A 14,137-nucleotide genomic window follows, 5' to 3' on the forward strand; every position below is an offset into this window, starting at 1 on the left:
AAGGGATACAATATGGGAAGAAGAGCGCCTGTCGCATTATTGCTGGCATTCCACCTCTGTTCCATTCAGGTGTATGCCGCAGATGAGCCACAATTTATCAGTTCTGAAGGACTCGCTAACGAGCACGCCCTGCCGTCGCTCGATGGCTCAGCCGCCGAACTTCCCTTAAGCAACGCCGCACCCGGCGTGCTGACGCTGAACAATGCCGTCAGTCGCGCGGTGAACTGGCACCCGGCCATTCGCGAAGCGATTGGCAAACTGGCGTCGCAAAACGAACAGATCAACGTCGCTAAATCGAAATACTACCCGCAGGTGACGGCGGGTATGAACAACGGCTACAGCAACACCTACACCGACCACGGCTACAGCCCTTCGCTGGTGTTGTCGGTATCACAGATGCTGTATGACTTCGGCAAAGTGGCAAGCCAGGTGAAAGCCGAAACGGCAGGCGCTTCGCAGGAGCAGGCCAACGTGCTGGTGAGCATTGATACCGTGGCGCGCGATACCGCCGTCGCCATGGTGCAGGTGCAGTCCTGGCAGGAAATGGTGGAGGCCGCCAGCGAGCAGCTCAGCGCCCTCGAGGGCATCGGCAAACTCACGCAGCAACGCAACGATGAAGGGGCCAGTTCGCAGTCAGATGTGGTACAGACTGACGCTCGCATCGAATCGGCGCGTTCACAGCTGGCGCAGTATCAGGCAAGCCTCGACAGCGCTCAGGCCACGCTGATGACGATGCTCGGCTGGAACTCTCTCAACGGTGTCAGCCCTGAATTTCCGCCGAAGCTCGAGCAAAGCTGCATGGTCGCCAAACCGGACGACCGGCTGGTGCCCGCGGTGCTGGCCGCCTGGGCGCAGGCCAACGCTGCGCAGGCGAATCTTGATTACGCCAACGCACAGATGACGCCGACGATTTCGCTGGAGCCGTCGGTGCAGCACTATCTCAACGACAAATACCCGAGCCACGAGGTGCTGGACAAAACCCAGTACTCGACGTTCCTGAAAGTCGAAATGCCGATTTACCAGGGCGGTGGGCTGACCGCACGGCGTGATGCCGCGAGCCACGCGGTGGAGTCGGCTCAGTCGACCATTCAGCGCACCCGGCTGGACGTGCGCCAGAAGCTGCTGGAGGCCCGCAGCCAGTCGATGAACCTGGCGACCTCCCTGCAAATTCTGCGTCGCCAGCAGCAGCTCAGCGAACGCACCCGCGAACTCTATCAACAGCAGTATCTCGACCTGGGCTCACGCCCGCTTCTCGATGTGTTAAACGCCGAACAGGAAGTCTACCAGGCGCGCTTCTCAGAACTCTCGACGCAGAGCCAACTCCATCAGCTGCAGCTTGACTGCCTCTACAACACCGGCACGTTACGCCAGGCTTTTGGCTTAAATAATCGCAGCATTCAGTCCGTGGAGATCCAGCCATGACCCGTGCCGCCCCGCCTGTTGAAGAATTGATAAGCGACCACGCCCTGAGCAACTGGGCGCTGGCCATTGGACACATTGCCGCCCACTACCGCGTAGCCTGTTCGCCAGGCGCCATTCAGGCGAACGCCCCGTGGTTTAAGGGCAAAACCCGCACGCCCGCCCTGACACAGCTTGCGCGCCAGGCCGGGCTGTCGTTCCATCTGCTCACCCTCACCGAACATGCCTTCAGCCAGTGGCGGCTGCCGGTGGTGGCTGAGCTGGACGACGGGCAGCTGGCGGTGATTGAGCACTTCAACGGCGACGATGCGGTCGACGTGTTTATGATTGACGGTGACAGCGAGAGCAACCGGGTGATGGCCAGCGAGCTGCTGTCATCGGTGAAATACGTCGCCGCCCTGCGCCCGCTTTCGGCGCTGAAGGACAGCCGGGTCGACACTTATGTGTCCCGCTTCCGCCCGGACTGGCTGAAGGAACTGGTGATTCAGGATCTGAAACCCTACATCCCGGTGATGTTTGCGGCTTTTCTGGTGAACGTGCTGTCGCTGGCCGGGATCGTCTTTTCGATGCAGGTTTACGACCGTGTGATCCCGGCGCAGTCCTACCCGACGCTGTACGTGCTGGCAACGGGCGTGCTGCTCTCGGTGATCTTCGGCTTTCTGCTGCGCGAGGCGCGAACGCACATCATGGACGTGCTCGGCAAACGCGCCGACATGCGCATTTCCGACCGGGTGTTCAGCCACGCGCTGCGCCTGCGCAACAGCGCCGTGCCCCGCTCCACCGGCAGCTTTATTTCACAACTGCGCGAACTGGAACAGGTTCGCGAGATGATCACCTCGTCCACGCTCTCGACGCTGGTCGATCTGCCCTTCTTCTTCCTTTTCGTTATCGTGCTGGGGATCATCGCGCCGCAGCTTTCATGGATTGCCCCGGTGGCGGCGATCATGATGGTACTGCCGGGCCTGCTGTTGCAGAAAAAACTCGCGGTGCTGGCAAACCAGGCCGCGCACGAATCGACCCTGCGCAACGCCGTGCTGGTTGAGAGCGTGCAGGGGCTGGAGGACATCAAGCTGATGCAGGCGGAGAACCGCTTCCTGCAACAGTGGAACAGCTACATTCGCATAACCGGCGAGTCTGGCCTGCGCACACGTAAAGTCACCCAGGGGCTGATTGGCTGGGGAATGTCGGTGCAGAGCCTGGTGTACGCCGCGGTGATCCTCTTCGGTGCGCCATTAGTCATCGAAGGTGATTTGACGACCGGTTCTGTGGTTGCCGCCTCCATGCTGGCCTCCCGCATGATTGCGCCAATGGCCGGGCTGTGCGGCGTGCTCGCCCGCTGGCAGCAGGTGAAAGCCGCCAAAACGGGCCTCGACAGCATCATGCAGTTGCCAACGGAAACCCAGCGCGATGAGACGCTGGTCCATCAGGAGATTTTCCACGGCCACTATGTTTTTGAGAACGCGCATTTCCGCTATCACGCGGAAGACCAGCGCGTGCCGCTGCGCATCTCACGCCTTGAAATTCTGCCCGGCGAACGCGTGGCGCTGCTCGGACGTAACGGCGCGGGCAAATCCACCATGCTCCAGGCGCTGGCAGGCGGTGTGGAGTTGGTTAACGGTGATTTGCGCCTCGATAACCTCAGCATCGGGCAAATCGACATGGCCGACCTGCGCCGCAACATCGGTTTTCTCAGCCAGAACGCGCGGCTCTTTTTCGGCACCCTGCGCGAGAACCTCACGCTCGGCGCGCCTCACGCCAATGATGAAGCCATCTTTGAAGTGCTGGAGATTTGCGGGGCCGACAGCTTTGTGAAGCGTCTGCCGAAAGGCCTGGATCATCCGATTATGGAAGGGGGCAACGGCCTTTCCGGCGGGCAGCGTCAGGCCATTCTGCTGGCGCGCATGCTGTTGCGTTCGCCGAACATCGTCCTGCTGGACGAGCCGAGCGCTTCGCTCGATGAGCACACTGAGCGGGAATTTATTCAGCGTCTGGGCAACTGGCTTGGCAACCGCACGCTGATTGTGGCGACCCACCGTGTGCCGGTGCTGGAACTGGTCGAACGCGTGGTGGTGCTGAAGGAAGGACAACTGGTAATGGACGCCCCAAAAGCGCAGGCGATGAACGGCAACCGCGCCCCGGGGCAAAACGTGGCGAACGGACGGGGGTGGAACAATGAAAACCAGTCAGCATGATATCGCCATCGACGATTTGGACATTCGCCGGGAGAACGAATTTTCCGGCGCCAGTAAAATCGTCCTGCTCTCCACCGCCCTCTTTTTACTGCTGGGTGTGTGGGCATGGTTTGGCACATTGGATGAAGTCTCCAACGGCACCGGGAAAGTTATCCCAAGCTCCCGAGAGCAGGTTTTGCAGTCCCTCGACGGCGGGATCCTCACAGAACTCACCGTACACGAGGGCGACAAAGTGGAGGCCGGGCAAGTTGTGGCGCGCCTCGATCCGACCCGTTCGGAATCCAACGTCGGGGAAAGCGCCGCCAAGTACCGCGCATCGCTGGCCTCCAGCGTGCGGCTGAATGCCGAAGTAAACGATTTGCCGCTTAAGTTTCCCGACTCGCTCAAGGCATGGCCGGATCTGATTGCCTCCGAAACGAGGCTGTATAAGTCCCGCCGCGCGCAGCTCACCGACTCGCAGGCCGACATTCAGGATGCGCTGAACTCCGTCAACACAGAGCTCGCCATCACCCAAAGGCTGCAAAAAAGCGGTGCGGCGAGCCACGTGGAGGTGCTGCGTCTGCAAAGGGAAAAAAGCGACCTCGGCCTGAAAATCACCGATTTGCGTTCGCAGTATTACGTGCAGGCCCGCGAAGAACTTTCGAAGGCTAACGCCGAGGTGGACATGCTCTCGGCAATCATTAAAGGCCGTGAGGACTCCGTCACCCGCATGACCGTGCGCTCGCCGATGCGCGGCATCGTCAAAAACATTCAGGTCACCACCATCGGCGGCGTGATCCCCCCGAACGGCGAAATGATGGAGATTGTGCCCCTCGACGATCATCTGCTGATTGAGGCGCGCCTCTCGCCGCGTGACATCGCTTTTATCCACCCTGGCCAGCGGGCGCTGGTGAAAATCACCGCCTATGACTACGCGATTTACGGCGGCCTTGAGGGGGAAGTGGAAACTATCTCGCCGGACACCATTCAGGACAAAGCGAAGCCTGAAATCGTCTATTACCGGGTGTTTATCCGCACGCATCAGGACTTCCTTGTGAACAAGCGCGGACATAAATTCAACATCTCGCCGGGGATGGTCGCCAGCGTCGACATCAAAACCGGTGAAAAAACGATCATGGACTATCTGATCAAACCGTTTAACCGTGCGAAAGAGGCACTGCGTGAGCGTTAAGTGAGCGTTTCTGCTGCTTTCAGCGGTGGTATTTGCCCGGCCAGGTCTGTTATACTGGCCGGAACACATTGGGGCTGATTCTGGATTCGACGGGATTCGCGAAACCCAAGGTGCATGCCGAGGGGCGGTTTGCCTCGTTAAAAGCCGCAAAAAAATAGTCGCAAACGACGAAAACTACGCTTTAGCAGCTTAATAACCTGCTCTGAGCCCTCTCTCCCTAGCTTCCGCTCTTAAGACGGGGATCAAAGAGAGGTCAAACCCAAAAGAGATCGCGTGGAAGCCCTGCCTGGGGTTGAAGCGTTAAAACTAATCAGGCTAGTCTGGTAGTGGCGTGTCAATCCGCAGGTGCCAGGCGAATGTAAAGACTGACTAAGCATGTAGTACCGAGGATGTAGGAATTTCGGACGCGGGTTCAACTCCCGCCAGCTCCACCAAAATTCTCCATCGGTGATTACCAGAGTCATCCGATGAAGTCCTAAGAGCCCGCACGGCGTTTGCCCTGCGGGCTTTTTTGTGCCTGTCGTTGTCCGAGATAATCCGCCTCTTGTCCGCCCCTCTGAGGCCTCCGCTACTAGGTGGACAGAGATCGATCTCGAAGCAAAACTCTGGTCGATTCCAGCTGACCGGATGAAGGCTAAGCGCGAGCACATAGTCCCTCTACCTCCTCAGGAATTAGAAATTCTTGAAGTCATGAAGCCAATCAGTGCTCAACATGAACATATTTTTTCGAGCAGGAATGATCCGAAGCAATCGATGATAGTTAGACGGTCAATGCTGCTTTAAAACGGATTGGTCACGGAGGCAGGCTTGTTGCACATGGACTGCGCTCTAACGCAAGCACAGCTTTAAATGAATGAGGCTTTAATGCTGATGTTATCGAAGCCGCTCTAGCACATAGTGATAAAACTAAAGTACGAAGAGCTTATAACCGCTCAACGTACCTGAGTAAAATATTAGAGCTAATGGCATGGTGGGGAAGGTTTGTTTATCTAACAAACCTTTAATAACTATACTTTAAAGAATTTGTTTGTCGAAGATAACTCAAGGATCGAGTTATCCTTCATCATTTTCAAATCAACATCTTCTGAAAATTTATCACTTAAGATTGACACAATATATTGACCATTTATATTGTTTGCTTCAAAAAATATATCTCTAATTTGATTCACATCTACATCTTCAATGCTATCATGAATTACAAAAGTTGGTCTCTTCAATTTAACTTTATCAACAAATTTAATATATGCTAAATCAAATGCAGTTATCTCGCCTTTCTTCTTACCCCCGTTACTATTTGGCGTGACACATGAAATATCAAAATTGCATTTTCCTTTATCAATATCGAAAGAAAGATCAAAGATATATCTCTCGCCATAAATTTCCTTTGTAAGGTCACCAAAAAACTCGTTAAAAATCTCGATATTCCTCTCTAGACCCTGAACAGCCAACTCGATCTCTTCAAGTAACTTATCCCTACTATCTTCAAGCGATTTTATTAAGGCATTAGTATCGTTAATTCGCGTGAGATTAGTCTCTATGCTAGCCAGATTTTCACGTAACTCAGTTAGTTTGTTAAATAGTTGATTTATAGATTTTAACGTTTCAGGCTCTTTGATTGTTTTAAATAAAGATGACTCTTGCTCATGAAAATCATTAATTTTTTCATTTGCAGCATCAACCTCTTCTTTTTTCTTTAACAACTCCGACTCTAAAAAATTAATTTTATTTTTAATTACATCATTATGGAATAATACCATTTCTTCATAAGATCTTTTAAGCTCGCCTTTGAAATAAAGACCAGCTGAGTTATAGATTCCTATTAAATCGTCTTCTACGAGTTGCGTGATATTATTTTTTAGAGACAAGATTGATTCTTCAATATTCCTAACTCGCATATTTAAAGAGGCATAAGTCAAAGAATAGTCACTGATAACCCGTTGTATTTCCGATAGCTTTTTTAGGCTTTCATCATGGCTATCTTTAAAATCAAAATTTTTAATATTTTTCTCTGCCTCTGCAATTTCCTTTTTTAGAGGCTTGATCATTTTTGATAAAACTGTCTCTCTGTTAGGATTTCTGTATGCGGCAAGATATGCTTTTTGTTTTTTTATATCTTTATTAAATTCGCCCTTCTTCTTTATCAACGGCAACCCATTGAATCCAAACAAAAACAAGTATAATAAATCGTAGACATCAGAAGTTGTATTAGTATGTAAAAAGTTAAGAGTTTTCTGCATTTTTTCATTCGTGTTTCTAATGAATTTATGCGACACATTTCTTAGAGATGGCTTATCTGTAGCCAACCCAAATACTGCTTGAGCTATGAATTCATAATATTGTTTCTTATCAACCTCAATATCGCTTAAATAATACTTTGAACTTTTCTCATCAGTAGATATTGTTCGGGAAACATTTGCTTTTTTATTTTCTACCGTATTAAAATCCAATGTGAACCTTATTATATTACCATTGATTAATGATACTATTTCAGGTATATCCTTTCCAAATTCAGCATCATGATAGATATCATTACCTGAAGACATAAACAAGTAATCTAAAACGCGTGATAACGTGGATTTACCTACACTATTGCCACTATCTTTACCTGATGTTCTTTTATTTACAATTAGGTTTAAACCGTCTTTAAACATCACTTCCCGAACAATAGCATTGTTTTTTAAAACAATAAGTTTATTGAGCCGCATATACTACTCCACCATTTCCATCTAACTCAATTGCGCCGATTATGAAAAGCCAATCTAATGAGTAAAGAAAAAGATCAAACGATAATTCAAAGACAGCATTTACTAAATCATACAGTCGAGAAATTTCAATCACCATTGAGTCATTGCTTTGGAAAAGCCTAAGTACCACACTTCCAATATATACAGGGTTTGCTTTTGGATCCGAATCAATTGTAATCATTTGGATTCTCCAGCACTATGCACTCGATAATTGAATAGCTCACAATCATACGAATGCCATTATCAATGTCTTCTTGTAAAAACTCGGAATCTAAATTAGAGCACGAACTAACCGTTTCTTGAGCAGCTCTGATAACATCATCTATAATATTATCTGAGTTTTTCCTAACAACTTCAATATTAAATGGTTTTTCATAGAGCCCATATAGCCCCAACGCCGCGCTATAATAGCCTCTAAATTGTCTTTTCAGTTTGGCACTACCATTTAAAATTATACTATCAAGTGTTTTAATGGACTCATCAACTAGTAAAGCATCTTCTTTGTAAAGTTCAGCTACCCATCTGTTTCTTTTAAGATCATTGAACGAGATTTTAACGTCAATATTTGATGCACTTCTGTTTAAACTTTGCCCGCCACCAACTGGATTGGAAATAATTTCTATCAATTTTCCAATAACACTGGCTCTTAATACTCGTGGCTGGTTAGTTATATGTACAGGGCCAGTATTATCATTAAAATTAACACCAGAGCCCATAACTACCCCCGATTGTCAATACTAACAGGCCCATTATTATCTTGGAAATATTGGGAGCGCGCCCCTTGATTAATATTGTTCCTATTGGTTGTGATATTTGTAATCTGCGAATTGAGATCACCTATCGTAACATTAAGCTGTTGTATCTCATTATTTTTCTTGGTCACTTGCATAGTCTGGTATATTGCTATGCACCCAGAGACCACCCCAACTATATATCCAAAGGCACTTACGTATTCATTGGTGAGTAGTGATGCAATCATTTGGAACTCCATTTCAAGCCTGGTAATTTAAAGTTACAACAATTTCATGCAATTAGAATAGCAATTTAAGAAGAGTAAATGAACAAGTATTGTTCATTCTCGTTAACCTGATCTCACTCAACATTGAGCCACTCCGGCCTCTCCTTCTTATGAACACTCAATGCAACAGTGTAAGCTTCTGAGGCCCAAACTGATGCCTCATGTTATCTATTGTTAGCACCAACAAATTAAAATGATTTAACACTATCGGCGCGCAATGCTATCCCCGCCACGCCTGCCCGCATTTGGGGTCGGTTTTAATGCAGCTGCACAGACAACTCAAGGCCGCGCCAGTACTGGGGTGGCAGAGGTCGAAAAATTCAGGATTTTGCATGCAAAGCCATGCAGCGTAGGCATGCATGGCTATTTTTTGCGAAATTGTAGGTTTTTTCGGGGATTTTTACGCAGATTTTTTGCGGAACTACTGCGCCTGACGACGCTTGAAAATCAGGTATTGTTCAGACGAATATTTTGCGCGGCTGTCGGATCGGGAAGCCCTGTCTGACCGAAATTCGATAGCAGTCAGGAGCTCGTTTTGAACTTCAGTTACGAAACAGGTGCGAGGCCATCACTCCAGGCAGACACCTTGCCTAAGGATTAATAATCAAAGTACTCCCAGGATTTTTCTTCTTATAACGGTGATACTGCAAAATCAGCTCTGCCAGTTCGTCATCCACTGCATAGAAGTACGCTTCTGGCACATCAAGCACCGCAGCGATCTTGCAGACCAGTTTGAAGTCCGGAGAATGGACTTCCTTCTCATATGAGCTAATGCGGGCGCTTGCGGATTCTTCATCGAGGCCCGCACGAACGCCAAGTTCTGCCTGTTTCAAATCTGCGCTCACTCTTGCAATCTTCAGTCTTTTACCAATCACGGCAGCATCCAGTTCCTGTTGAGGTACTGGGATTATCCTCCTGAGAAATGACTCCATCTTCATGACTCCCTTTACAGATTCAAGCAATACTTGAAATGCGAGCAATAAAAGAGCAATATTCAGGAGTTGCGTGATTAATCACTGTTAAACAAGGAGCAATAATGATTAAACCTGAAGACTGGCACAAAGCTGACATCATCGCCGCGCTGCACAAACGCGGGACGAGCATGGCAAGACTTTCTCGAGAAGCGGGGCTGGCATCTTCCACGTTGGCAAATGCTCTAACTCGCCCGTGGCCGAAAGGGGAATGGATGATTGCTAATGCGCTTGGCCTGCATCCGTCGGTGATCTGGCCGACGCGGTACAGTGGTGATCCTGATGGTCGTTTACCGAGACAGGCGCTCAGCCAGAGTACATGACCATTTAAAACCGGGGCTAAATGCCCCGGGTCTGTATGTGTGCCACTTCACTTACTCTATTGCCGCTGCTGTTCCGGCTGACGGTTGTAGCCAACCGGCCTGCTCCAGTCGTCGTCGTATTTGATATTCCCTGCAATATAAAACCACTCTATCCCGGCGTAGCTGATAGCGATATTCTCCATCATTCCGGGCGTATGCGAACCAGGCATATACGCATGAGCGGCGTCCAGGCTCATGATGACAATACTGGTGAGCGTTACACGGTAAACCTCGTACTCGATTCCCGCCTCATCAATATCGTAATAGTGGATAACAGCCTTTTGCAGTCGACGACTCTGACACAGGGCCACAGCGAAAAAGGGCGATGTTTTATCAATCTCTTTGTACAGCTTGAAACCGTTATGCTGACGAGCGCCCATTAACTTGCCGGTGCTTGAGCAAGTGATCTGGTGCATGCTGAAGCTGCTGTTCATAATTTCAATTGCGCCCTCTCGCCCCAAAGCCTTACAGCTCCCCTTAATCTGCTGCCCATTTTCATCATAGATGTACATATAAGCGGGTAATGACATTAATCACCTCAGTAAGCACTGAATATGTGCCCATTGTTATCAATAAAGAAAGCGTATCGATAGAAATTGTTGTTAAGCGTATACATGGTGCTGTAAACATAACCCCGTGGCAGCGTTATTTTTATACATGTTTCAGGATAACGCAGAGCCACTCGCTCTTTTACCGATGACACCTTATATTTGTCGTTCATGGTCGAAGAAATTATATAGCTGCTTACCACATCATTCTTACCTGTCGCAAAGCATATAAAATCAGGATCAACTATAATTGGCTTAATCGGCGGTAGCCGGTCTCCCACTCCGCATCCCTGAAGGAATAAGCCAAAAAAGTTAATAAATAAAAAGCGTTTCAATCTAGAGAACTCCCTAAGATATTTTTATGTAGAAAAAAATATTGGCTTCCTGATGAATATTTTGGCATTGAAAAATAATTACATGTTTCACTAATAACATCAGAACCGTCCTGGTGATTAAACGCGTATTCCGACTGGCTCTGCGGACTGCGCAGGAGCAGGTAATGACATTAATCACCTCCAGAATTGCTGAATAGTTCGTCGTTGTTATCAATGAAAAAATTATAACGGTAGTTTTTCCCATTTAGCGTGTATGAAGTTTCATACACATATCCCTTTGTCAGAGTCACTCTGACACAGCTGTCTGGATAATGCAGAACAGCATAATCCTTTTCAGCAATGGTTTTATAGTTATCGCCCTGCATTGAATGCACACTGTAGCGACTCAACGTGTCTTTTTCATCGACAGAAAAGCAAAGAGAGTCATTAATAATCGCGTAACTTCGCCAAGAACCAACCCCACCGTTTTCGCCCGGGCAGCCAGTTAATAATGTCAGCGTAAAAATGAGTAATATTCGTTTCATCCAGGAAAACTCCCCATCACTTTTTCATAGCGCGCTATGAGCTGTTCTCCTGGTTCACCAGGATCATAATTGCGCAGATTATAAAGATTACTATGCCCATAAAATCCGTATGATTTTAGTAACCAGTAATCGCTAACTATACTTGCCTGCTGCTCCATCCCGTACTCAGAAAGACCTGGTTTGTCCAGGTCATAAGAGTAATCAACCGCCCATGAAAATATCCCACGTGTCTTTACCCACATTCCATGCTGCCGCTGCCAGACGTGCATCATTTCATGTAAGAAAAGATGCTGCCCATCAATGCGCTTCAGCCCCTTTGAAGGTTGCGAGAAATCAGGCTGATATACCCCTTCCTGAAAGTACATTTCACCGTTTGGTGTCATAGCGGTATCATTTTTTTGCAAATTAAATGGCAGGTAACTTCCTCGATGGATCCAGACTTCACCGTAGCGAATTGAAAAAGCAAAAAGTGTACGAGCTAAATTAATCTCACCGAGCGTTAGTCGTCGCAAACCACCTTTATCTATATCGTTCATATCTCGGATCATGACAGATCTCTTCAATTAGACAGAGTTCCTTCATAACCCTTAACCTGAATTTTTTCACGAATAATTCTTGAGGAAACTTCTCAAATAATAAATAAGCAGACAAAGCTCACGCATTCCACGCTATTAATAAGTGTTATCGTAATAACGTAAAAATCGCACAAATTAAAGCGCCCCAACCATCAAACTAGAGGCGCATATAACAGTGAAACGGTGTATTACGCGGTTTGCCAGTACCCAACCCCAACCACCAAAATCACATTCACCACCACGCTCAGCATAAACCAGGTTTTAAACGGCTGTTTCTGGGTCTTATGGCGAAACAGCTGTTGGGCGAACAGGGCGCCAACCCAACCGCCGATAAGGCCAAATATCAGCAGCGTGATTTCCGGGACGCGGCGCCACTCCCGGCGGGCGGCCTGCTTGTCTGCGCCGTAGATAAGAAAAGTGAGGATATTGAGGGCAAGCAGCGCGGCCAAGACGGAAGGCTGCACGTACAGACTTGCTCCCACGGTGAGCACAAGCAGGCCATAACAAAGTAGATTAATGCTCATCGCCATGACTTACTCCACTCGCCGATAAACCGGCACCCGGCGCGTGGTATGGGTGATCGTATCAAACGCATCCACCTCGGCGGTGGCAATCTTCATGCCGGACTTTCTCAGGGTGGAAACGTCCGCTGCAATGCGCTGCATGCCAAACCAGAACAGGCCATCAAGGGCTGTCACGTGCAGGCCATTTTCCAGCGCTAGCTTCAGGCGCTGGCGCGGGGCTTTCACCTGTTTGGCGATCTCCTGATACGGCGTATTCGTCGCCTCGCCTGAGGTCACGCGGCGAATGCGGTTCGAGAAGCGGTAGCGGAATTCATCGGGGATCTGGCTGAGATCCGTTTTCAGGCTGTAAACGCAGCCGTAGCGGTTGTCGCTAATGGTCACGGCTTTGCGGCTGAGCTGCAGTTCCCCGCGCAGGCGGTCGATCAGTTGAGGCGCACGGATAAGCTGCAAGCGAAAAGGCAGTTCGAAGCTGGTCACGTAGTCCACATTCAGCAGCGCCAGGCGAAGGCGCGCTTCGCTTCCGGCCTTTTCCTGCCGACATTCGTCCAACACTTCGGCCCACTGCTGCGCGAGCCTTGGCGATTCATTGATTTCGGTAAACTGATATTTTTCAATCTGGTAATCGATGCGTGCTGTCATGGCTGCTTCCTTACCCGCCTGCCGTCAAAGGTGGCTCACTTTACCGCATAAAACTTATTCAACGCTATCTCCTCACCCGACAGAATAAAATTAAACAAATCGCGGTCTTGTTGCTTGCGCCGCGGCTGTCTAAAATCCACACTCTTTTATTAATTCTTCCCCGTGCGGGTGAAATCACAATGCAAGACAGTAAATTAGCCGCTCTGCGCCAGAAGCACTGGAAAAAAAACCTGCCGCTTTTGGTCGCAAAAGATGCCCGCGCCGGTGATCCTTATAACTACTATTCAGTGCACCTGGTTGATGTCGATCGCAATCGCTATCAGCTAAGAAACTATCAGCACCGTACGGCGACGCTTGCCCGCTGGGACTACGACGAAAAAGTCTGGGTTGATGAACGCCGTATGACGGTGGCAGAAATTGATGAGATGCAGGCGGAAATCATTCATCACCGCAGCTTCGGGCAGATCCCGTTCTCCGGCATTCTCGCATTCAGCTTCAACCGCTTTACGCGTCTGGCCTATCTCAAAACGCTGATTGCTCGTGGCAAAGGCAGGCTGGTCTCCTCCTTCTTTGCCAGCAAGGAGCTCAAAAGCCGCGACCGTATCGCCCTGCTCAACCTGCTGGTGAACGAGTATGTGCAGCAGCGCCCTTCGCGGCTGAATGCGGGCATCTCAATAGATGAAGTGATCGACATGCTGTACGGCAGGCTGTGGTACAAGCACATCCGCAACGAAGAGTTCCGCCGCAAGGTGCGCCTGCTGCTGAAATCCCTGGTCATCACGGGTGACCTCGCCCAGGAAGGTATCCTCTATTACGTTCAGCCAAAGTCCGTGGCGACCATCGTTGAGTTTGAAAAAGAAGAACGTCGCGCCCGGCAGCAGGAAAAAATGCAGCGCAATATTGTGCGCCTGATGATTGTCATTACCGCCGCCACGGTGCTCATTACCCTTGCGCTGCTTGGGCTTGCGGGCGTTATAGACCTTCACGAAGTCTGGCAGTTCCTGCGCAACCTTAACCCGTTCAGCGTGCTGATGAAGCTGGTCTGAGCCACGCCTTGATCTGCGTCCTTTCCGCATCCCGGACGCAGGTCTATGCTTACCTCTGCAGTCACTATA

General features: G+C 49.4%; 16 protein-coding genes, 1 other RNA gene and 1 pseudogene. 7 read left to right on the forward strand and 11 right to left on the reverse strand.

Annotation, left to right across the window (positions count from 1 at the left end):
• Window positions 1-12: 12 nt before the first annotated feature.
• From CRO87_RS20025 to CRO87_RS20045, 5 genes and pseudogenes are all read left to right on the forward strand, one after another.
• A complete protein-coding gene (locus CRO87_RS20025) occupies window positions 13-1,422 on the forward strand; it encodes a TolC family outer membrane protein (RefSeq protein ID WP_097164683.1) in 1,410 nt (469 codons plus the stop codon).
• Complete coding sequence (locus CRO87_RS20030) at window positions 1,419-3,611, forward strand: type I secretion system permease/ATPase (RefSeq protein ID WP_097164684.1); 2,193 nt, start codon at window positions 1,419-1,421, stop codon at window positions 3,609-3,611. Before CRO87_RS20025 ends, CRO87_RS20030 begins: the two co-directional genes overlap by 4 nt.
• Window positions 3,612-3,618: 7 nt before the next feature.
• Entirely contained in the window at window positions 3,619-4,782 is a 1,164-nt protein-coding gene (locus CRO87_RS20035; protein WP_097164723.1) for an HlyD family type I secretion periplasmic adaptor subunit, read from the forward strand.
• Window positions 4,783-4,852: 70 nt separating this feature from the next.
• Window positions 4,853-5,216, forward strand: a transfer-messenger RNA (tmRNA) gene (gene ssrA, locus CRO87_RS20040).
• A 109-nt stretch (window positions 5,217-5,325) separates the two neighbouring features.
• Window positions 5,326-5,786, forward strand: a pseudogene (locus tag CRO87_RS20045) (tyrosine-type recombinase/integrase); the annotation flags it as partial.
• A gap of 3 nt (window positions 5,787-5,789) precedes the next feature.
• On the opposite strand, the gene CRO87_RS20050 reads toward CRO87_RS20045, so the two are convergent.
• From CRO87_RS20050 to CRO87_RS20070, 5 genes are all read right to left on the reverse strand, one after another.
• On the reverse strand, window positions 5,790-7,487 hold the full coding sequence (locus tag CRO87_RS20050; RefSeq protein ID WP_097164685.1) for a DUF2326 domain-containing protein: 1,698 nt from the start codon (window positions 7,485-7,487) through the stop codon (window positions 5,790-5,792).
• A complete protein-coding gene (locus CRO87_RS20055; RefSeq protein ID WP_031523069.1) occupies window positions 7,474-7,707 on the reverse strand; it encodes an ABC-three component system middle component 6 in 234 nt (77 codons plus the stop codon). The genes CRO87_RS20050 and CRO87_RS20055 overlap by 14 nt, the downstream gene beginning before the upstream one ends.
• Window positions 7,694-8,242, reverse strand: coding sequence for a hypothetical protein (locus CRO87_RS20060; RefSeq protein WP_097164686.1), 549 nt, complete (start codon window positions 8,240-8,242; stop codon window positions 7,694-7,696). Before CRO87_RS20060 ends, CRO87_RS20055 begins: the two co-directional genes overlap by 14 nt.
• 723 nt (window positions 8,243-8,965) lie before the next feature.
• A complete protein-coding gene (locus CRO87_RS22620) occupies window positions 8,966-9,070 on the reverse strand; it encodes a phage polarity suppression protein (RefSeq protein WP_141398722.1) in 105 nt (34 codons plus the stop codon).
• Between the two features lie 64 nt (window positions 9,071-9,134).
• Window positions 9,135-9,476, reverse strand: coding sequence for a helix-turn-helix domain-containing protein (locus CRO87_RS20070; RefSeq protein WP_097164725.1), 342 nt, complete (start codon window positions 9,474-9,476; stop codon window positions 9,135-9,137).
• 104 nt (window positions 9,477-9,580) lie between these two features.
• Between CRO87_RS20070 and CRO87_RS20075 the strand changes: the two genes are divergently transcribed.
• The gene (locus CRO87_RS20075) at window positions 9,581-9,838 is read left to right on the forward strand and encodes a helix-turn-helix transcriptional regulator (protein WP_097164687.1); all 258 of its coding nucleotides are present in this window, start codon (window positions 9,581-9,583) and stop codon (window positions 9,836-9,838) included.
• A 56-nt stretch (window positions 9,839-9,894) separates the two neighbouring features.
• On the opposite strand, the gene CRO87_RS20080 is transcribed toward CRO87_RS20075, so the two are convergent.
• The 6 genes from CRO87_RS20080 to CRO87_RS20100 all read right to left on the reverse strand — a co-directional run bounded on the left by CRO87_RS20080 (window position 9,895) and on the right by CRO87_RS20100 (window position 13,022).
• Complete coding sequence (locus tag CRO87_RS20080) at window positions 9,895-10,407, reverse strand: type VI secretion system tube protein TssD (protein WP_097164688.1); 513 nt, start codon at window positions 10,405-10,407, stop codon at window positions 9,895-9,897.
• 8 nt (window positions 10,408-10,415) lie between these two features.
• The gene (locus CRO87_RS22980) at window positions 10,416-10,760 is read right to left on the reverse strand and encodes a putative T6SS immunity periplasmic lipoprotein (RefSeq protein ID WP_369680102.1); all 345 of its coding nucleotides are present in this window, start codon (window positions 10,758-10,760) and stop codon (window positions 10,416-10,418) included.
• Between the two features lie 170 nt (window positions 10,761-10,930).
• Entirely contained in the window at window positions 10,931-11,284 is a 354-nt protein-coding gene (locus CRO87_RS20085; protein ID WP_097164689.1) for a putative T6SS immunity periplasmic lipoprotein, read from the reverse strand.
• Window positions 11,281-11,832, reverse strand: a complete 552-nt coding sequence (locus CRO87_RS20090; protein WP_097164690.1) for a type IV secretion protein Rhs — start codon at window positions 11,830-11,832, stop codon at window positions 11,281-11,283. Before CRO87_RS20090 ends, CRO87_RS20085 begins: the two co-directional genes overlap by 4 nt.
• A gap of 215 nt (window positions 11,833-12,047) precedes the next feature.
• Complete coding sequence (locus CRO87_RS20095; RefSeq protein ID WP_097164726.1) at window positions 12,048-12,383, reverse strand: DUF1294 domain-containing protein; 336 nt, start codon at window positions 12,381-12,383, stop codon at window positions 12,048-12,050.
• 9 nt (window positions 12,384-12,392) lie between these two features.
• Window positions 12,393-13,022 (reverse strand): DNA-binding protein, encoded by a 630-nt coding sequence (locus CRO87_RS20100; protein WP_097164691.1) that lies wholly within the window; start codon window positions 13,020-13,022, stop codon window positions 12,393-12,395.
• A gap of 179 nt (window positions 13,023-13,201) precedes the next feature.
• Here CRO87_RS20100 and CRO87_RS20105 point away from each other — a divergent pair, with 179 nt between their 5' ends.
• Entirely contained in the window at window positions 13,202-14,068 is an 867-nt protein-coding gene (locus CRO87_RS20105) for a hypothetical protein (RefSeq protein ID WP_255252525.1), read from the forward strand.
• The last annotated feature ends 69 nt before the right edge of the window (window positions 14,069-14,137 follow it).

The sequence above is a fragment of the Enterobacter sp. CC120223-11 genome, from assembly GCF_900215375.1.
Classification (GTDB): Bacteria; Pseudomonadota; Gammaproteobacteria; order Enterobacterales; family Enterobacteriaceae; genus Scandinavium.